We start from the raw sequence: 19,609 nt of genomic DNA, 5'->3' as shown, positions 1-19,609 counted from the left end.
TCGGCGATGAACGACGATCTCAAGGCGCTGATCCGCACCATCCCGGACTTTCCCAAGCCCGGCATCCAGTTCCGCGACATCACCACGCTGCTGCTCGATGCCGGCGGCTTCGCGCAGACGATCGCGCGGATGGCGGCGGCGACGCTCGGGCCGGTCGACCTGATCGCCGGGATCGAGGCGCGCGGCTTCATCTTCGCCGCGGCGCTGGCGGCACCGCTGAACGCCGGCGTGCTGCTGATCCGCAAGGACGGCAAGCTGCCCGGCGCGACGATCGCCGAGGATTATGCGCTCGAATATGGCGAGGACCGGATCGTCATGCATGAGGATGCGCTGGTGCCCGGACAGCGCGTGCTGCTCGTCGACGATCTGATCGCCACCGGCGGCACCGCGCGCGCCGCGGTGCGGCTGCTGCGCAAGGCGGGCGCCGAACTGCGTCAGGCGCAGTTCGTCATCGACCTGCCCGAGCTGGGCGGCGCCGATGCCCTGCGTGCCGAAAAGATACAGGTAGATTCGCTACTTAGCTTCGCCGGTCATTAACGGTTCAGCCGGAACCTGCGATAACACGCCCTCGTTGAGCGACGAGTTGGCGCGTATCGGCCTGAAGCTCGCGCCCGTCTTTTGGGAGAGCATCATGTTGCTCAAGCGTCTTGCCCTGGTGGGCCTGTTGTTCGGCGCCGGGCTCGCCACCTCCGCCTGTACCGATGGTTACGGTTATAGCGGCGTCGCGGTCGGCTATGGCGGCGGCGGTTACTATGACGGCGGTTATGGCGGCTACGGTTATGCGCCGGGCTATGGCTACGGCTATGGCGGCTATCCGAGCTATTTCGGCTGGTACGGCGATTATTATTATCCCGGCACCGGCATCTACGTCTACGATCAGTATCGCCGGCCGTATCGCTGGAACGACAGCCAGCGCCGCTATTGGGAGCAGCGCCGCAACGGCTGGCGAGGCGATCGCAATTTCCGCAACGACTGGAACGGCTTCGACCGCAGTCGTCCGAATGGGTTCGGCGGCGATCGCGGTCCTGGCCTCCGTGGCGATCGCGGCCCGGGTGTCCGCGGCGACCGTGGTCCCGGGGTGCGCGGGGACGGGGTGCGCGGCGATCGTGGCGGCTGGCGTGGTCGCCAGAATTTCTCCGCTACGCCGGGGGCTGTGCCGCAGGCGGTCGCGCCCGCCGGAACCGGGCAGCCACGCACCTGGGGCGGCTATCGCGGCGGAGGCGGCGCGCGCATGGGCGGGCCGCGTGGCGGCGGGTTCCACGGCGGCGGGCGCGGACGGCGCTGAGCCGCGCTGCGGCGCGGTGGCGTTGCCGGCGCAGCGCCACCATAAGCCTATGGGTGACGGGTCGCGATCAGTCCGTTGGACACGAAGGTCATCACCGCGACATCGTCCTGATTGAACACCGTCATGCGGCTCTTGACGATCCCCATCTCGGGCCGGCTCGTCGAGCGTCGCGCCTCGATCACTTCGGTCTCGCAGCGCAACCGGTCGCCGGGATAGACCGGCACCAGCCAGCGTAAGGCATCGATCCCCGGCGAACCGAGCCCTGCCTGCTCGTCCGCCTTGAGATGGCCGACCAGCATCGCCATCGTCATCGCGCAGGTGTGCCAGCCGCTCGCCGCTAGCCGGCCGAAATGCGTCTGTGCCGCCGCCTCGTCGGACAAATGGAAGGGCTGCGGATCGAAGCGCTCGGCAAAGGCGATCACCTCGTCGCGCTCGACCGGATAATCGCCGAAGCGCGCGGTCTCGCCGACTGCGATGTCCTCAAAATAGCGCATCCGGTCAGCGCCGCAGCACGGCGCGGAAGGGCGCGTCGTCGCCATCGAGGCCGCTGCCTGCCGGAAGTCCGAGCAGATCGCGCAGCAGCGGATTGACGTCGGTATTGTCGAAACTCGCCAACCGCTTGCCGCCGACAAAAGCGGGACCGTTGGCGATGAACAGCGCCGCCATGTCGGGGGCGCGATTGTCATAGCCGTGCGCGCCGCCATGGAAGGGGGCGGTCGGGGCGGACTTGACGATCAGCCAGCCGGGCTCGGCCAGGCAGATATAGGGCGGGATGCGCGGGTTGGTGCCGTAGCGGAAGCGCGCCGGCACCTCAGCCTTGCGCCAGCATTGCATATGCGGCCGCGGTGTGAGCAGACGCGCCTCGAGCGCCGCCTCATGCCCGGCGACGGGGTAGATCGTCGCATAGGGGCCGCTTTCCGACAGCAGGCGGTAATCAGCGGAGTCGGCGATCGTATCGAGCGCGATCGTCCGGCTGCTGTCCGTCGCCGCCATGCCGTGATCGGCGACGATCACCAGATTGGCGGGCTGTTGCAAGGCGCGCAGCCCCTCGACCAGCCGGCCGATCTGGACGTCGACCGCGGCGACCGCCTGCGTCGTCGCCGCCGCCTGCGGGCCATTGGCATGGCCGGCGCTGTCGACCGTATCGAAATAGAGCGTGACGAAGCGCGGGCGCATCGTCGCGGGTCGGCGCATCCAGTCGATCACCGCATCGACGCGCTGCGCGCCGCTCACCGCCTGGTTGAACTGCTGCCAATCCTCGGGCCGCGTCGCGTTGGCGACGGTGCCGTGGCTGTTGGGCAGCAGCGTCCCGCCCCAGCCGACGTTGGCGCCGGGCCAGAACATCGTCGCGGTGCGGATGCCGGCCTTTTCGGCGGTCACCCAGATCGGCTCGGCGGCGTTCCACCAGAAGGGATCGTCGCTCGCCATCGTGAAGGTCTCGCCGGGGCGGGTGGGGTCCTCCATCCGGTTGCCGACGATGCCGTGATGATCGGGCACCTCGCCCGTCACCAACGTCCAGTGATTGGGGAAGGTGACCGAGGGGAAGGAGGGCTGCATCGCCGCGCTCACCCCGTTCGCCGCCAGCGCCGACAGATTGGGCGTGACGCCGCGGGTTAGATAGTCGGGGCGGAAGCCGTCGATCGAGACGAGGATGGTGACCGGCGCGGTCTGCATCCGCGGCAGCGGCGCCGGCGGCAGGCTGGCCGTCGCGCCGGCCGGTTCCGGCCGCGTCACCGGCGACAGCGCCGGCGGCGTATAGGGAAGGGCGCAGCCGGCGAGCGCCGACAGGGCGAAGGCAAGCGCGGTGGGAATCAGTCTCACAGGCGGATCATCCCGAACGTGGAGGGCGCCGCTCCTCTACGCGGGGCAGGGGTGCTGCCACAAGTCGGCGCGCACCCCGCGCAAGCATCAGACGTTGAAGCGGAACAGCATCACGTCGCCGTCGTGGACGACATAGTCCTTGCCTTCCTGGCGCAGCTTGCCGGTATCGCGCGCACCGGCTTCGCCCTTGCAGGCGATGTAATCGGCGAAGGCGATCGTCTCGGCGCGGATGAAGCCGCGTTCGAAATCGGTATGGATCTCCCCCGCCGCCTGCGGCGCCTTGGCGCCGGCATGCACCGTCCACGCCCGCGCTTCCTTCGGGCCGACGGTAAAGAAGGTGAGTAGGTCGAGCAGCTTGTAACCGGCGGTGATGACGCGGGCGAGGCCGGTCTCCTGCAGACCCAGCTCGGCAAGGAATTCGGCGCGATCCTCGACCGGCATCGTCGCGATCTCCGCCTCGATCGCTGCGGAGACCACGACCGCCTCTGCCCCTTCCGCCTTGGCCTTGTCGAACACCTTGGCGGACAGGGCATTGCCGTTGGCGGCATCGGCCTCGTCGACGTTGCAGACATAGAGCACCGGCTTGGCGGTGATCAGCTGCGCCTGGGCGAAGACGCGCGCTTCCTCGGCGTCCTTGGGCTGGGTGAGCCGCGCCGGCTTGCCGTCGCGCAGCAGCTCGAGCGCTTGGCCGAGCACCGCCGCGCCGATCTTGGCCTCCTTGTCGCCCTGCTGCCCCTTCTTGACGAGGTTGGGGACGCGCTTTTCGAGGCTTTCGAGGTCGGAGAGCATCAGCTCGGTCTCGACCGTCTCGGCATCGGCGATCGGGTCGACCTTGCCCTCGACGTGGGTGACGTCGCCGTCGGTGAAGCAGCGCAGCACGTGGACGATCGCATCGACTTCGCGGATGTTGCCGAGGAACTGGTTGCCGAGCCCTTCGCCCTTGGACGCGCCGCGCACCAGCCCGGCGATGTCGACGAAGGCGAGCTGCGTCTCGATGATCTTGGCCGATCCGGCGATCGCGGCCAGCTGGTCGAGGCGCGGATCGGGCACCGCGACGTTGCCGACGTTGGGTTCGATCGTGCAGAACGGATAATTGGCCGCCTGCGCCGCCGCCGTCTCGGTCAAAGCATTGAAGAGGGTGGACTTGCCGACGTTGGGCAGGCCGACGATGCCGCAGCGGAAACCCATGATGCGCTCTATTCTGATGGTGGGGAAAGCGCGCGCCTTACCGTCCGGGATCGGATTTGACCAGACGCCGCCGCGGCAGCGCGTTGCCGCTCCCGGCAAGGGACCGAATTGAACCTGTACCTGGTGTGAATAACTGATAGCATGCCGTGGAGGACAGACCGCCCGAGCGGCGGTAGGGGGAGCGAAGGTGCGGATCATGGGGGTGATCGCGGCAGTGGCGCTGGGGGCGATGCTCCCCGCGGCGGCGCAGGGCATCGGGCAGCAGACATCCGCGCAGACCGCGCCGCTGCACCCGCTTGCGCTCGGCAGCGGCGTGGAACGCGATACGCGGCTCAGCAGCCGGTTGCGGCTGCGCGTCACCACCGTTGCCACCGCCGCCGGCCCGCGCGAGAAGATGCGCGAGCGCGTCGGCGGATCGATGATTGACCTCTATCCTTCGGATACGAGCGGTTTCCATATGTCGGCGGGGACGCGCATCTATGACACGCGACTGGCCGAGCAGGGCAATCGCGGGCCGGTCGGCGCGCCGCGGCAGAGCAATATCCCCGGCGGCCGAGTCGCGCTGCGCCGTACGCCGGCGCTGACGATGGGCTATAGCGACGAGGTCAGCGACCATCTGCACGTCGGCGTCGAGGCCGGGGCGATGCTCGGCCGCGCCTATAATACCGCCACCGATTCGACGCGGCGGCTGCGCGGTGAGCGCGACGGCGGTGACCCGGTCAATCCGGTCGTCCAGCTCGTCATCGGTCGCCGCTTCTGAGCGCGGTGCTTTCGGCGGCGACCGTCCTGTATTAGGCGGACACCATGCTGCCCTTGCCCAATCCTGACCTTTTGCTGCCCGCCTTCGCGCCATGGTTCGACGTCGCGGGGCTGGCGGTGTTCGCCGTCTCCGGCGCGCTCGCCGCCGCCAAGCGCGGGCAGACCGCGGTGACGCTCGCCTTTTTCGCGCTGATCACCGGGGTCGGCGGCGGCACCGTGCGCGACCTGCTGATCGACGCGCCGGTGTTCTGGGTGCACGATCCGCGCGCCGCGACCGTCTGCCTGCTGATGGCAGCGGTGGTGTGGGTGACGCCGGAACACTGGTGGCGGGACGGCGCGCTCGCCTGGTTCGATGCGGTCGGGCTGGCCGCTTATGCGGTCTATGGCGCGGCCAAGGCGGTCGGCTATGGCGTGCCGCCGGTGCCCGCGGCGCTGATGGGGGTGATGACCGCCTGCGTCGGCGGCATCATCCGCGACGTGCTGGCCGGCGAGCCGTCGATCCTGATGCGGCCCGAACTCTACGTCACCGCCGCTGCCCTTGCCGCATCGCTGTACGTCGCTCTCGGGCTGATCGGGGTGGCGCCGGCGCCCGCGGCGGTGATCGCGGCGGCGGCGGGCTTCACGCTCCGCGCGGTGGCGATCCGCTTCCGGCTTGCGCTGCCCGCCTATCCCGGCCGCGACACCGCCGCTTGAGCACGGTACCTCAGCTGCGGCGGACGCCGATGTCGGTGAAACGGCGCGGTTCGAGCGGGGGCGAGGCGGGCTCGGCGAGCATGCATTGCCAATAGCCGACATCGATCCACTGGCCGTGCTTGTGCCCGATCGCGCGGAACACGCCGGCGCGGCGGAAGCCGACCTGCTCGTGCAAGGTGATCGAGGCATTGTTGGGCAGGGCGATGCGCGCGATCGCCTGGGTGAAGCCCTGCGCGCGCAGCGTGTGGATCAGCCCCTGGTAGAGCAGCCGGCCGACGCCCTGCCGCTGCGCGACATCGGCGACGTAGATGGTCGTTTCGACCGCCCAGCGATAGGCATCGCGTTCCGAGAAGCGCGTGGCATAGGCATAGCCGAGCACGCCGCCCTGATCCGCGCCGGTGGTCGCGACGATCCACGGATAGAGCCCGTCGGCGCGCGCCATCCGCGCCTGCATCGTGTGCGGATCGGGCGCCTCGACCTCGAACGACACGGTGCCGGCGAGGACGTGCGGGGCATAGATCGCCGCGATCGCCGCGGCATCGTCGCCCGTCGCCGGTCGCAGCGCGATCATCTACAGCCCGACGCGGGCGAGGATCAGGTCGAGCAGCCGCGCATCCGCCGCGCCGCTGTCGCTCGGCCCGAGCCCGCCGCATTCGAGGCAGCGCGCCTGGACCGATCCGGCGCTCGCCAGCCGGCGCACGTCGCCGATCGCCTGGGCGAGCAGCCCGCGCCGCTCCGCCGCGATCCGCGCGAAGACGTCGCCGCCGGCCTGCTCGGTCGCGTCGTCGTCGTCGCGATCGGCGAAGCTCGCGGCGAGCTGTGCCGCGACGCTCGGCTCCTTCTCGAGATATTCGGCATGGACCTTGGCCGGATCGAGCTTGGCACGTTTCGCCGCCTCGCCGACCGCGTCCTGCAGGGTGCCGAACCGGTCGACGAGGTGGAGCTGGCGCGCCGTGCCGCCGTCCCACACCCGGCCCTGCGCGATCGCGTCGACGCGCTGCGGCGTCATGCCGCGCGATTGGGCGACGCGTGCGAGGAATTGGCGATAGCCGTTCTCGATCCCCGCCTGCAGGATGGTGTCGAGCTGCGGCGTGGTGCCGGCATAGACGTCGGGCTGGCCCGACAGCGGCGTCGATTTCACCCCGTCGGCGGTGATGCCGATCTTGGCGAGCGTCTTCTCGAAGGTCGGGATGATGCCGAAGATGCCGATCGAGCCGGTGATCGTCCCCGGCTCGGCGAAGATCACGTCGCCCGGCGTCGACACCCAATAGCCGCCCGATGCGGCGAGCCCGCCCATCGACACGACGACCGGCAGCCCCTTCTTCTTCGCCTCCAGGATGGCGAGGCGGATACGCTCGGAGGCGAGCACCGATCCGCCCGGCGAATCGACGCGCACGACCAGCGCCTTGAGGTTCTTCTTGGCGAGCCCGTCGAGGATCAGCTTGGCGATCGTGTCGCCGTGCGCGCTGCCGGGGCCGCCTTCGCCGTCGACGATGTCGCCGGCGATCGTCACCACGCCGATATTGTCACCGGTCCTGGCGAGCGGATTGGCGCCGACCCAGGCATCATATTTGATCGTGTTGAAAGTGCCGACGGGCTTGTTCGTATCGCTGCCGACCAAAGTGGCGACGCGGCGGCCGAAGGCGATGCGGTCGCCGAGCATGTCGACGATGCCGGCGGACAGATTGGCCTTGGCGATATCGCCGTTGGCGGCGACGATCATCCGGTCGGGGCTGGCGAGGAATTGCGCGACCTGCGCCTTGGGCCGCGCCTTGGCGATCGCCTCGCGCCACTGGCCGAACAAGGCGCCGAGCAGCTGCTGGCTCGCCTCGCGTGCCTCCGGGCTCTGGTCGGCGCGGGTATAGGGTTCGACGAAGCTCTTGAACTTGCCGACGCGATAGACGTGCGTGGTGACGCCGAGCTTGTCGATCAGCCCCTTATAGTAGAGCTGGTTGCCGCCCGGCCCGGTGAAGATCGTGCCGCCGAGCGGATTGACCCAGATTTCGCTGGCATTGGCGGCGAGGCGATAGCCCGCGTCGGTATAAGCGGTGGCATAAGCGAGCACCGGCTTCTTGGTGTCGCGGAAGCGGCGGATCGCCTCGGCCACCTCGTTGAGCGTCGCGGGATAGCCGCCGGCGAAGCTGTCGAGGTCGAGCACCAGCGCCTTGACGCGGTCATCGGTGCGCGCCGTGTCGATCGCGCGCAGCACGTCGCGCGCGCGATATTCGCGCGGCATCGCCCGGCCCGAGAAGGCGGCGAACGGCGTCTGCTCCTCCGGCTGTTCGACGATCGTCCCCTTGAGGTCGAGCACCAGCGCGCCCGGGACGATCGCCTTCGATCCCGGCCGCGCGTTGAGCGCCGCGAACAGCAGGCCGAAGAACAACAGCATCGCGATCAGGACCAATCCGTCCTTGATCGCCACCAGCAGCTTCCATGCGCCCCGAACCAGCTTCACCCGATGCTCCTTGTGTTGCCGACCAGCGCTAGAACAGCCGGAGGCGGCACGCAACGGTCCGTATTAGCGTGGCAATACAGGAGTGGCGGCGGGTGCCGCTATCATGCGGAAGGAGTGGCGGGGGAGGATCTCCCTGTTCCGCGTCGCGGCGGTGCTGGCGCGTCACGCCTCTGGGTGATCCGTGACGGGCGATCGAGCGAAGCTTGCCGTCCGAGGCACTCTCCTGATGCCTGGCATGCCATCGACGCCGCCCGGCGGCCAATTGTGCAGGGCGCGACGTGCAACGGCACTCTCGTTCCTATGATACGGAGACCCGTTCGAAGGATCCGGCCACGTCCATGACCCATATCTTCCCCAACAGCATGGCGAAGCTGCGCGACGATCGCAGCGATGACAGCGTCGACATCGTCATGCGCACCAAGAACCGTCCGGCGCTGCTCGGCCGCGCGCTGAGCAGCGTCGTCAATCAACAGCATCGCCAGTGGAACCTGTACCTGATCAACGACGGCGGCGATCCCGCGCCGGTCGACCAGCTCGTCGCCACTTTCGCCGACGAGCTCGCCGGCCGCGTCACCGTCGTGCATCATCCGGACAGCCTCGGCATGGCCGCCGCGGCCAATCGTGGCATGACGCTCGGTACCGCCGCCTTCGTTGCGGCGCATGACGACGACGACAGCTGGGACGAGACCTATCTGGCCCGCTGCACCGGCCATCTGCTCGCGCCGGAGAACCGCCGTTTCGGCGGCGTGCTGACCAAATGGAACAAGATCGGCGAGGTGTTCGACGGCAGCCATGTCGAACTGCGCGAGGCGTTGGTCGACGGCTATGACGGCACCGTGCTCGACTTCCTCGAAGTCATCCGGACGCCGCGCATTCCGCCGATCGCGCTGCTGTGGCGGCGCAACGTCGTCAATCATATCGGCTTCCTCAATCCGCATCTGCCGATCTACGACGACTGGGATCTGATCATGCGCGGCCTGCAGATCGCCGACATCGCGCTGCTGCCCGACGCGCTGGCCAATTATCACCTGCGCATCACGGCGGATGCCGGCGATTACGCCAACACCATCACCGAATGGCAGCCGATCTATCACACTTATGACATCCTCTATCGCAACGGCCTGTTGCGCGCGCTGTTCGATCGCGATCCGACCCAGCTCGGGCTCGTCGTCAATCTGCTGAAGAACGCGGAGCATGTCCGTGGCCAGGTCCAGTCGATCCAGATCGCCTCGCACCGCGAATTGTCCGGCAACGACCATCATCTCGACGGTCGCCTGACCACGCTGGAGACCGAGGTGCGCGAATCGCGGCGGCTGCTCGAACAGCTGTGCGCCGCGGTCGGCCAGCCCGCCTGAGGCGGGGGCTTGCCGGTGGCGGGCGGTCGCGCGACAAGGCGCTATGCCGCCGATCCAGCCGCCGCCGTCCGGGTTCGACGGGCCCGTCAAACGATCGATGACGATCGCCGGCCACCCGACCTCGATCAGTCTCGAGCCCGTCTTCTGGACGGCGCTCGAGACGGCGGCGCAGGCGCGCGCGCTGCCGCTGTCGGCGCTGGTCGCCGAGATCGACGTGCTGCGCATCGCCGCCAACGATCCGCCCAATCTGGCCAGCGCGTTGCGGACCTGGCTGTTCGCCTTCGCCGGCAGCGCCAATGTTGAGAATGCCACGCATTAACGTTGACAGTGCGAACGACTCTCAATAGCGAGCTCCCGAAATAAGGGGGCTTCATGTCGAAATCGTCGGTCTCGTTTCTGGCTCTGTCATGTGTCGGAGCGTTCCATACCTTGCCCGCCTATGCGGACGATCTGCCCAGGACGCCGGTCGCCGGCGATCCCGACCAGCGCCGCGACGACGACATCCTCGTCACCGGCGAGCGCCTCCGGCGCAGCGACGATCCGAAGGCGGTCGCGCCGGTGCTCGATACGCCGCGCTCGATTGTGCTCATTCCCAAGGAGGTGATCCAGCAGACCGGATCGGTCAGCCTGCAGGATGCCCTGCGCACCGTGCCGGGCATCACCTTCGGCGCGGCGGAGGGCGGCAATCCGCTCGGCGACCGGCCGTTCATCCGCGGCTTCGATACGCAGGGCAGCATCTATGTCGACGGCGTCCGCGACCTCGGCGCGCAAAGCCGCGAAGTCTTCGCCACCGAGACGATCCAGATCGTCCGCGGCTCCGATTCGACGCTCGGCGGTCGCGGTTCGGCGGGCGGCACGATCAACATCATCTCCAAGCTGCCGCAACTCGACGACTTCGGCAGCATCTCCGGCAGCTATGGCAATGCCGACTTCAAGCGCGTCACCGCCGACGTCAATCTGCGGCTCGGCGCGATGGCGGCGTTCCGGATCGAAGGGCTGTGGCATGATCAGGATATCGCCGGTCGCGATGCGCTCTATGCGCGCCGCTGGGGTGTCGCGCCGTCGCTGTCGCTCGGGCTCGGCACGCCAACGCGGCTGACGGTGAGCTATTATTATCTGGAAAGCCACGAGCTGCCCGATGCGGGCATCCCCTATCTCTACACGATCGGCAATGCGCCTGGGACGGGGACGATCGCCTCGCGCCCGGCGCTTGGCACGATCACCACCGCGGGCGGCACCACGGGCTATGTCGACCGGTCGGTCTTCTACGGGCTGACCGGCCGCGACTTCCGCGACAGCTCCACGCATCAGGCGACGCTGCGTGCCGAACACGACTTCGGCGGGATCACGCTGCGCAACACCGCGCGCTTTACCCGCAGCGAGCAGAATTACATCATGTCGATGCCCGACGACAGCCAGGGCAACGTCTATGGCACCGCGGCGTCCGATCCGACGACCGGCGCGGCCGGGCTGCGCGGCGATCGCACCAGCGGCGGCTACGTCTGGCGCCGCACCAACACGCGCTACGGCTATACCCAGAGCATCGTCAATCAGACCGACCTCTACGGCCAGTTCCACACCGGCAGCATCGTGCATAGCGTCGCTGCGGGCGCGGAGCTGAGCTGGGAGCAGGCGCGACGCGGCACCTATGTGACGCCGGGTCTGTTCAACGCGGCCGGGACGGCGATCCTCGCCTCGGGCAGCACGATCACGCCGCGCTGCAACACCGCCACGCTCGCGCGGAGCTATTGCACGACGCTGTTCTCGCCCGATCCCAACGACCCCTGGGTCGCTTATGCCAGCGACACCGCGACCAACGTTCTGCCGGTCGCGCGCATCGGCCTTGCCGGCGAGACGCAGAACGACGCCAATACGCGGGCGCTCTATGCGTTCGATTCGATCACGCTCGTGCCGCAGCTGATCCTCAACCTCGGCGCGCGCTACGATCGGTTCGCCTCGACGACGCGGCTGCCCGGCACCGCGGGGGTGCGGTTCCGGCGGACCGACAGACTGTTCAATTGGCAGGCGGGCCTGGTCTTCAAGCCGACGCCCGACACCAGCCTCTACGCCAGCTACGCCACCGCGGCGACGCCGCCCAACAGCCTGCTCGGCGAGGGGCGCGAGGACAATGCGCTGCCGACCACGGCGCAGACCGCGGCGATCCTCGACCTGCTCAAGCCGCAGAAGACCAAATCCTATGAGGTCGGCGCCAAGGCGACGCTGCTCGGCGAGAAGCTGCTGCTCACCGCCGCCGCCTTCCAGACGCAGATCGACAATGCCCGCGTTACCGGTCCCAACAACACCGTCGAATTCATCGGCGAATCGCGCATCCGCGGCATCGAACTCGGCGCGACCGGCACGATCCTTCCGGGCTGGACGGTGTTCGGCGGCTATACGCATCTCGACCCGAAGGTGATCGACGGCGGGTCGACGGTATTCGGCACCGTCGCCGTCCCTTCGGTCAACACCGGCCGGCAGATGCCGCAGACGACGCGCAACAGCTTCACCGCGACCAGCAACGTCAGCCTGTGGCACCGGCTTGAGCTCGGCGGCACCGCCATCTATATGGGCAGGCAGATCGCCGGCTATTCCGACGACCGCAGCGCGACGCGGCTGGTCGCGACCAAGCTCGTCGTGCGCGAGGCGCCGGCCTATTGGCGGTTCGACGCCCGCGCCAGCGTCAAGCTGACCGATCGGGTCGACATCAGCGTCAACGCGCAGAACCTGACCGACAAGGTCTATTACACGCAGCTCTACACCACGCATTTCGCGCAGGTCGCGGCGGGGCGGACGGTGTTCGGCACGCTCGGGCTGCGGTTCTGATGCTTCGCGGCGTGCGGCTGTGACCGCGATCACCGCAGCGGATGCCGCCTTGATCCGCCGCGCGGCGGTGGCGGGGCTGGCCGAGGCACAGGCGATGCTCGGCCAGCTGCTGCTCGACGGCAATGGCGTCGATAGGGACGAGGGCGCGGCGCTCGCCTGGTTCACCCGCGCGGCGGCGCAGCAGCATCTGATGGCGCTCAACATGGTCGGGCGCTGCTACGATCTCGGCTGGGGCACGGCGGTCGACAAGGCGCGCGCCGCGGCCTGCTATCGTGTCGCCGCCGAACGCGGGCTCGACTGGGCGATGTACAATTACGCAACCCTGCTCGCGCTCGGCGAGGGTGTCGACGCGGATCGGCCGGCGGCGCTCGGCTGGCTCGAACGCGCGGCGGCCCTGGGCAATGCCAAGGCGATCAACTTCGTCGGCAGCTTCGCCGAGGACGGCTGGGTCCATCCGCAGGACATGGCCAAGGCCGCGGACTGCTACCGTCGCGCCGCCGCCGGCGGTGATTTCCGAGGCTGTTTCAACCACGCACGGATGCTGGCACAAGCAGGCCGGATGGATGAGGCCCTTCTCTGGATCGAACGCGCGACGGCGACGGGCCATGCGCGCTTCGTCGCGCAGATGCGCGGCTGGCTGGCGGACTGCCCCTATCCGGCGCTGCGCAGCCGTGGCCCCGCGGCGGTGGCACGGGCATGGCCATGCTGATCGCCATCCCCGATCTGCTCGACGCCGCCGCGGTCGCCCGTCTGCGCGCGCGGATCGACGCGGCCGAGTGGATCGACGGCAATGCGACCTCGGGCCATCAGTCGGCGCTCGCCAAGCGCAACGAGCAATTGCCCGAAGACAGTCCGGCGGCGCGCGAAAGCGGCGCGCTGATCCTCGATGCGCTTGCCGCCGCGCCGCTGTTCGTCGCCGCGGCGCTGCCGCTCAAGGTCTTTCCGCCGCTGTTCAACCGCTATGCCGAGGGCGCGACCTTCGCGACGCATGTCGATGCCGCGATCCGCATCCGGCGCGGCAGCGATTTCCGCATCCGCGCCGATCTGTCCGCGACCCTCTTCCTCAGCGACCCCGCCGATTACGACGGCGGCGAGCTGGTGATCGAGGATCGCTTCGGTCCGCAGCGCGTCAAGCTGCCCGCCGGGCATTGCGTCGTCTATCCCGCCTCCAGCCTGCATCATGTCACGCCGGTGACGCGCGGCTGCCGCGTCGCGTCCTTCTTCTGGATCGAATCGATGGTGCGCGACGATGGCGCGCGGCGGCTGTTGTTCGATCTCGACGCGGGCGTGCAGGCGGCGGCGGCGTCGCTCGGGGCAGGGGACCCGGCGGTGGTGCAACTGACCGGCGTCTATCACAATCTCCTGCGCCGCTGGGCGCAGGTCTGAGCCGGTTGACCGTGCGCGGGGCGCCATGCCACGCCGCGCCCGACCCCTGGTGGAGCAAGCGATGACGAAACTGGCCTGGCGCAGGACGTGGTTCCAGATCCACAAATGGATCGGGCTGATCCTCGCGATCCTGATCATCCCGCTGTCGCTCTCCGGCGCGGCCCTGGTCTGGCACGACACGCTCGACCGGATCGTCAATCCGGCGCGCTACCAGATCAGCGGGACGACGCAGCGCACCCCCGACGTCTATGCCGACGCAGCGCGCGCGGCGCTCAGGCCGGGCGAGCGGATCGCGCAGCTCAGCCTGCCGGAGGGGCATGGCCCGATCACGGTCGCCGCCGCGCCGGCGAGCGCCGATCCCGGCCGCCGCGGCCCGCCGCCGCGGACGATGATCTACCTCGATCCGCCGACCGCGCGCGTACTCGACGTCGCGGGCAGCCAGGCGGGGTTGGTGCGCTTTCTCCACATCCTCCACGGCAGCTTGCAGATACCCGGCCTCGGCCGCACCATCGTCGGCTGGATCGGCGTCGCGATGCTGCTGTCGAGCATGACCGGCCTGTGGCTGTGGTGGCCGACGGTCGGATCATGGTCGCGCGGCCTGCGCTGGCGGCGGCATCGCAATACCGACAGCAATCTCCACCATATGATCGGCTTCTGGATCGCCCTGCCGCTGTTCGTCCTGTCGTTGACCGGCGTGTGGATCAGCTTCCCCGGCGTGTTCGGCGGCGGTCGCGGCGGGCCGGATCGCGGCGGCCAGCGCGCGGTGCCGCTCGCCGAACCGGGCCAGCCGCTCGACCTCGTCGTGGCGCGGGCGGCCAGCGTCCGGCGCGGCGCATTGCGCAGCATCGCCTGGCCGACCAGCGCCAGCGCCGACTGGACGGTGACCTACGCGAACGGACAGGTGGTCAAGATCGCCGACGACAATGGCGTCGCGGTCGCGGCGCCGGCGCGGCGGCCGGGCGGGCTGGCGCGGACGATGCGTCGCCTCCACGACGGCGGCGGGATGGGGATCGTCTGGCAGATCGTGATCTTCCTCGGCGGCATCGCACCGGCGGTGCTGGCGGTGACCGGGATCATCATGTGGTGGCGCGCCCGCGAATGGCGCAGCAAGGCCGCCTCGGCTCGCGGCGGTCGCACCGCGCCGCGGTGACGAAGGGGACTTCCGCGATCGAAACCGGTCGCGGAAGCCCCCTTTGGATCAGCGTCAGCGCCCGAGCAGCACCCGCGCCTGACCCGCGATCTGCGCGAGCATCGCCGCATTGGGCTGTGCCGCATGGCGGGCGCGATCGATCACCGCCTTGAACTGGCCGACACGCGCCGCATTGGCGGTGAGCCAGGCGGTGACCGCGCCGCGCGGATCGCCGCCGCCGTTGCGGGCGAGGAACTCCAGCCGTTGCTGCTGGAAATCGCGGGCGAGGCCGGCGAGCAGCAGCCGCTCCCACGGATCGCTCGACACGATCCGCGCCGCGGTCGCCTGCGCCCAGTCGAGCCCGAGCGCCTGACCGAGATGCGTGAACGCCCGCGTCAGTTCGATCTCGTCGAAACCGAGCTGTTCGCCCAATGCCGCCAGACCGACCGCGCCGTCGAGGTCGAACAGGCGCACCACCCGCTGCGCGAGATCGGTCGGGGCACCTGCCGCTTCCAGCTGGGCGGCGATGCGCGCGCTCTGCGCACTGGCTTCCTCGAGCAGCAGCGAGGCGGTCTGCCGTTCGAGCTGCGCGACGCCGCTGCCGAGCCGGTCGAGCACCGCCCCCGGCAAGGTTCCCGGCGCCGACGCGCGCAGCAGATCGGCGATATGCGAACGCGTCGCCACCGCCACCTCGTTGAACAGCGCGATGCGCGCGCCCTCGCTGATCGCGGCGCGTTCGATCTCCGCCCACAAGGCGTCGAGCCCGAAGATGCGTTCGGCGACGACGAACATCGCCGCAATGTCGGCAATCGCCGCGCCCTCTTCTTCGGCGAGTTCGAACGGCGACAGGATGCCGAGCCGGTTGACGATGCGGTTGGCGAGCTTGGTCGCGACGATCTGCCCGCGCAGCCGGTGCGCGTCGATCGCCTGCGCGAAGTCGCGCTGCATCGCCGGCGGGAAGGCGCCGTGCAGATAGGGCGCGAGTTCGGGCGCCATCGCCAGCGACGCATGTTCGATCCCGTCCTGCAACGCCAGCTTGGCGGTGGCGAGCAGCACCGCGAGCTCCGGACGCGTCAGGCCCTGGCCCTCCTGGCCACGGCGCAGCAGATCCTCGTTGGCGGCGAGCCCTTCGACGGCGCGGTCGAGCCGGCCGCTGGCTTCGAAGATCTCGATGACGCGGACGTAGCTCGGGATCGCCGCCGCACCGTCCGCCTCGGCGATCGACAGCGCCAGCGTCTGCAGGCGATTGTCCTCGAGTACGAGGTGCGCGACATCGTCGGTCATGCTGGCGAGCAGCGTGTTGCGCTCCTCGAAGCCGAGCCGGCCTTCGTTCATCTCGCGGTTGAGCGCGATCTTGATGTTGACCTCATTGTCCGAACAATCGACGCCGGCCGAATTGTCGATGAAGTCGGTGTTGATCCGCCCGCCGCGGGTCGAGAAGGCGATGCGTGCCGCCTGCGTCACGCCCAGATTGGCGCCCTCGCCGATCGCGGTGACGCGCAATTCCTCGGCATTGACGCGCAACCGGTCGTTGGCCGGATCGCCGACCGCGACGTTATTCTCCGCCGCCGCCTTCACATAGGTGCCGATGCCGCCGAACCAGAGCAGGTCGGCAGGGGCCTTGAGGATCGCAGAAATGAGCGCGGCCGGATCCAGCTGCGTCGCGGTGACGCCGAGCGCCGCCTGGACCTGCGGCGACAGCTTGATCACCTTTTCGCTGCGCGCCCAGACGCCGCCGCCTTCGCTGATCAGCGCCGCGTCATAATCCGCCCAGCTCGACCGCGGCAGCGCGAACATGCGCGCACGCTCCTCCCAGCTCGCCGCCGGATCGGGATCGGGATCGAGGAAGATATGGCGATGGTCGAACGCCGCGACGATCTTCAACGCCTTGGACAGCAGCATGCCGTTGCCGAACACGTCGCCCGACATGTCGCCGCAGCCGACGACGGTGATCGGCTGGCTCTGCACGTCGACGCCACGTTCGGCGAAATGCCGCTGGACCGAAACCCAGGCACCCTTGGCGGTGATGCCCATCGCCTTATGATCGTAGCCGACGCTGCCGCCGCTCGCGAAGGCGTCGCCGAGCCAGAAGTCGCGCTCCAGCGCCAGCGCATTGGCGACGTCGCTGAACGTCGCGGTGCCCTTGTCGGCGGCGACGACGAAATAGGGGTCCTCGCCGTCGAGCACGCGGACGCCGGCCGGATGGACGACGCGGCCTTCGACGATATTGTCGGTGATCGACAGCAAAGAGCGGATGAAGATCCGATAGCTCTCCGTCCCCTCGGCCAGCCACGCGTCGCGGTCGAGCGCGGGGGAGGGGAGCTGCTTGGGATAGAAACCGCCCTTGGCGCCGGTCGGCACGATGACGGCGTTCTTGACGCGCTGCGCCTTCATCAGCCCGAGAATCTCGGTGCGGAAATCGTCGCGCCGGTCGGACCAGCGCAGGCCGCCGCGCGCGACCGGGCCGGCGCGCAGATGGATGCCCTCGACGCGCGGCGAATAGATCCAGACCTCGCGCCACGGCACCGGCGCGGGCAGGCCGGGGATGAGGTGGCTGTCGAGCTTGAACGCCAGCGCTTCTGCCGCGGCGGGAGCGAAGGCATTGGTACGCAGGCAGGCGGCGATCAGGTTGCGATAGGCGCGCAGGATGCGATCGTCGTCGATCGCCGACACCGCATCGAGTCCGCGCTCGATCACCTCGTCCGCCGCGGCGACGTCGCCGGCAACGGCCGGGTCATGCGCCGCGGCGAAGCGGGCGATCAGCGCCTTGGTCAGCTTGGGCGCCCGCCGCAACGCATCGACCACCGTGGTCAGGCCATAGGGCAGCCCCGCCTGCCGCAGATAGCGGAACCAGGCGCGCAGCAGCACCACCGATTGCGGCGCCAGCCCGACATCGACGATCAGCCGGTTGAACGCGTCGTTTTCCGCCGCGCCTTCCAGCGCCGCGGCGATCGCGCCCTCCAGCACCGCGGCGTCCTGCGCCTCGGCGGTCGCGTCGATCTCGACGACGAATTCGTGGACGAAGGTATTGGCGTCCTCGCGCAGCCGCGTCGGCAGTTCGCCGATCACGCGGAAGCCGAAATTCTCCAGCACCGGCACCGCGTCGGACAGCGCGAGCGCGCCGCCGAGCTTGTAGATCTTGAGCCGCCGGTCCTCACCGGGCACCGCCGGGAAGATGCGCACCGAGCGCGCCGCGGGATCGTCGAGCGTCGCGATGCGCAGGATGTCGGCGGCGGCCTCGCTCGCGGTGCTGACGTTGCGGTAATTGGCGGGGAAGGCATTGGCCCAGCGCAGCGCCAGCCGCGCCGCACGCGCCGCGGGCAATTGCTCGGCCAGCGCCGCCTCGACGTCCGACACCCAGCCGCGCACCATCCGGCGCAGGCGCTCGGCGAGCGGCTCGGTCTCCGGCATGCGGCCGTCGCCGCGCAGGTCGATCGTATAGCGCAGCAGGGCGACGACGCCGTCGTCGAGGCTGATCGACCAATTGAGCACGACGCCGTTCGACGCCTCGCTCAGCATCTGCGCGATCTGCACGCGACGCGCGGTGGTCAGGTCGTCGCGCGGCAGCCAGGCGAAGGCGAACATGTGCCGCCCCAGCGCCGATCGCACCAGCACCAGCGCCGGCCGCGGCCGGTCGGCGAGGCTCATCGCGGTCAGCACCACCTCTTCCAGCGCCGGCGCCGGGAAAGCGACGACGAGGTCGTGCGGCAGCGCGGTCAGCGCATGGGTCAGCGCCTTGCCGGTATGCCCCTTGGGATCGAAGCCGAATTTCGCCTCGAGCGCGGCGAGTCGGGCGCGCAGCACCGGCACGTCGCGCGGCCGCACGCTGAGCGCGGCGCTGGTCCACAGTCCGGCATGGATCGACAGGCCTTCGACCGTGCCGTCGCTGCCGATCGGCACGATCACCAGATCGAGCGGCACGGCGCGATGCACCGTCGAGATCAGGCTCGACTTGAGCAGCAGCGGCGCGTCATTGCCTGCCTCGAACCATTCGATCGCCAGCGCGCGGCTCGCCTCGGCGAGCATCGGCGTCTGGTGCGGATGGCGGGCGATGCCGAGCGCGTCACCGGCGCTGCCGTCGCGCCGCCACAGTTGATGGCCGAGCAGCGTGAACTGGCCGTCGAGGAACCATTGCAGCAGCGCCGCGCCTTCGCCCTGCGGCAACGCCGCCTCGTCGCGCGCCATCGCGCGCTGGAGCAGCGGCCAGTCGGTCACCGCCGCCCGCACGTCGGCGAGCACCGCGGTCAGCTCCTCGACCAGCCCGCGCCGGTCGCGCGCGTCGGCGCGTTCCAGCTCGATATAGATCATCGATTCGGGTGCGCCGGCACCGCCGATATCGGTCATCACGCCATCGGCGTCGCGCGTCACCCGCACCACCGGGTGGATGACGCGATCGATGTCGAGGTCCTGCTCGCCGATCGACGCTGCGATCGAATCGACCAGGAAGGGCATGTCGTCGTTGACGATCGCGAGTCGCATCCGGCGGCGGACGTCGTCCGACGGCAGCGGTTCGAGCGCGATCGCCGGTGTGCCCGGCAGGCGCTGCGCGGCGGTCTGCGCGACGAACGCGGCGGCGGCGGCGCGTTCGGCATCGCCGAAGCCCGTCAGCTCTCCCGGTAGCGCGCCCTTGGTCAGCCGGGCGGCAAGCGCCTCGGCCATGGTCTGATTATGGTCGGCCATGAATCGCCTATGCTCCCGCGGGTCGCGGACCTCAA

At 69.3% G+C, this 19,609-nt stretch carries 16 protein-coding genes; 10 read left to right on the top strand and 6 right to left on the bottom strand.

Annotated features, from left to right (window positions below; genetic code table 11):
- Nucleotides 1-6 precede the first annotated feature (6 nt).
- Together PBN85_RS12495 and PBN85_RS12490 are read left to right on the top strand one after the other, a co-directional pair.
- The gene (locus PBN85_RS12495; protein WP_271299213.1) at nt 7-537 is read left to right on the top strand and encodes an adenine phosphoribosyltransferase; all 531 of its coding nucleotides are present in this window, start codon (nt 7-9) and stop codon (nt 535-537) included.
- Between the two features lie 34 nt (nt 538-571).
- Entirely contained in the window at nt 572-1,285 is a 714-nt protein-coding gene (locus tag PBN85_RS12490) for a hypothetical protein (RefSeq protein ID WP_443026745.1), read from the top strand.
- A gap of 47 nt (nt 1,286-1,332) precedes the next feature.
- Here the strand turns inward: PBN85_RS12490 and PBN85_RS12485 are convergent, their stop codons facing one another.
- From PBN85_RS12485 to ychF, 3 genes are all read right to left on the bottom strand, one after another.
- On the bottom strand, nt 1,333-1,779 hold the full coding sequence (locus PBN85_RS12485) for a MaoC family dehydratase (RefSeq protein ID WP_037533277.1): 447 nt from the start codon (nt 1,777-1,779) through the stop codon (nt 1,333-1,335).
- A 4-nt stretch (nt 1,780-1,783) separates the two neighbouring features.
- The gene (locus PBN85_RS12480) at nt 1,784-3,106 is read right to left on the bottom strand and encodes an alkaline phosphatase family protein (RefSeq protein ID WP_271299212.1); all 1,323 of its coding nucleotides are present in this window, start codon (nt 3,104-3,106) and stop codon (nt 1,784-1,786) included.
- Between the two features lie 87 nt (nt 3,107-3,193).
- A complete protein-coding gene (ychF, locus tag PBN85_RS12475) occupies nt 3,194-4,294 on the bottom strand; it encodes a redox-regulated ATPase YchF (RefSeq protein WP_037532956.1) in 1,101 nt (366 codons plus the stop codon).
- 196 nt (nt 4,295-4,490) lie between these two features.
- On the opposite strand from ychF, the gene PBN85_RS12470 reads away from it, so the two are divergent.
- Both PBN85_RS12470 and PBN85_RS12465 read left to right on the top strand, forming a co-directional pair.
- Complete coding sequence (locus tag PBN85_RS12470) at nt 4,491-5,054, top strand: hypothetical protein (RefSeq protein WP_271299211.1); 564 nt, start codon at nt 4,491-4,493, stop codon at nt 5,052-5,054.
- Nucleotides 5,055-5,098: 44 nt separating this feature from the next.
- Complete coding sequence (locus PBN85_RS12465; protein WP_271299210.1) at nt 5,099-5,746, top strand: trimeric intracellular cation channel family protein; 648 nt, start codon at nt 5,099-5,101, stop codon at nt 5,744-5,746.
- Nucleotides 5,747-5,756: 10 nt separating this feature from the next.
- On the opposite strand, the gene PBN85_RS12460 is transcribed toward PBN85_RS12465, so the two are convergent.
- Entirely contained in the window at nt 5,757-6,317 is a 561-nt protein-coding gene (locus tag PBN85_RS12460) for a GNAT family N-acetyltransferase (protein ID WP_271299209.1), read from the bottom strand.
- Nucleotides 6,318-8,201 (bottom strand): signal peptide peptidase SppA, encoded by a 1,884-nt coding sequence (gene sppA / locus PBN85_RS12455; RefSeq protein ID WP_271299208.1) that lies wholly within the window; start codon nt 8,199-8,201, stop codon nt 6,318-6,320.
- Nucleotides 8,202-8,539: 338 nt separating this feature from the next.
- On the opposite strand from sppA, the gene PBN85_RS12450 reads away from it, so the two are divergent.
- The 6 genes from PBN85_RS12450 (at nt 8,540) to PBN85_RS12425 (ending at nt 14,915) form a co-directional block, all read left to right on the top strand.
- Nucleotides 8,540-9,556, top strand: a complete 1,017-nt coding sequence (locus PBN85_RS12450; protein WP_271299207.1) for a glycosyltransferase family 2 protein — start codon at nt 8,540-8,542, stop codon at nt 9,554-9,556.
- 43 nt (nt 9,557-9,599) lie between these two features.
- Nucleotides 9,600-9,875 carry a ribbon-helix-helix domain-containing protein gene (locus PBN85_RS12445; RefSeq protein WP_037532965.1) on the top strand — a complete coding sequence of 92 codons (276 nt, stop codon included), beginning with the start codon at nt 9,600-9,602 and terminating at the stop codon, nt 9,873-9,875.
- 53 nt (nt 9,876-9,928) lie between these two features.
- Nucleotides 9,929-12,379 (top strand): TonB-dependent receptor, encoded by a 2,451-nt coding sequence (locus tag PBN85_RS12440; RefSeq protein WP_271299206.1) that lies wholly within the window; start codon nt 9,929-9,931, stop codon nt 12,377-12,379.
- A 19-nt stretch (nt 12,380-12,398) separates the two neighbouring features.
- Nucleotides 12,399-13,088, top strand: coding sequence for a tetratricopeptide repeat protein (locus PBN85_RS12435; RefSeq protein ID WP_271299205.1), 690 nt, complete (start codon nt 12,399-12,401; stop codon nt 13,086-13,088).
- Nucleotides 13,082-13,765, top strand: coding sequence for a Fe2+-dependent dioxygenase (locus PBN85_RS12430; protein ID WP_271300890.1), 684 nt, complete (start codon nt 13,082-13,084; stop codon nt 13,763-13,765). Before PBN85_RS12435 ends, PBN85_RS12430 begins: the two co-directional genes overlap by 7 nt.
- Before the next feature lie 61 nt (nt 13,766-13,826).
- Entirely contained in the window at nt 13,827-14,915 is a 1,089-nt protein-coding gene (locus PBN85_RS12425) for a PepSY-associated TM helix domain-containing protein (protein ID WP_271299204.1), read from the top strand.
- Nucleotides 14,916-14,969: 54 nt separating this feature from the next.
- On the opposite strand, the gene PBN85_RS12420 is transcribed toward PBN85_RS12425, so the two are convergent.
- Nucleotides 14,970-19,574 (bottom strand): NAD-glutamate dehydrogenase domain-containing protein, encoded by a 4,605-nt coding sequence (locus PBN85_RS12420; protein WP_271299203.1) that lies wholly within the window; start codon nt 19,572-19,574, stop codon nt 14,970-14,972.
- Nucleotides 19,575-19,609 lie beyond the last annotated feature (35 nt).

This window comes from Sphingomonas sp. CV7422, assembly GCF_027945725.1.
In the GTDB taxonomy this organism is placed as follows: Bacteria; Pseudomonadota; Alphaproteobacteria; order Sphingomonadales; family Sphingomonadaceae; genus Sphingomonas; species Sphingomonas kyungheensis.
This window is presented reverse-complemented; position numbering and strand designations above follow the sequence as displayed.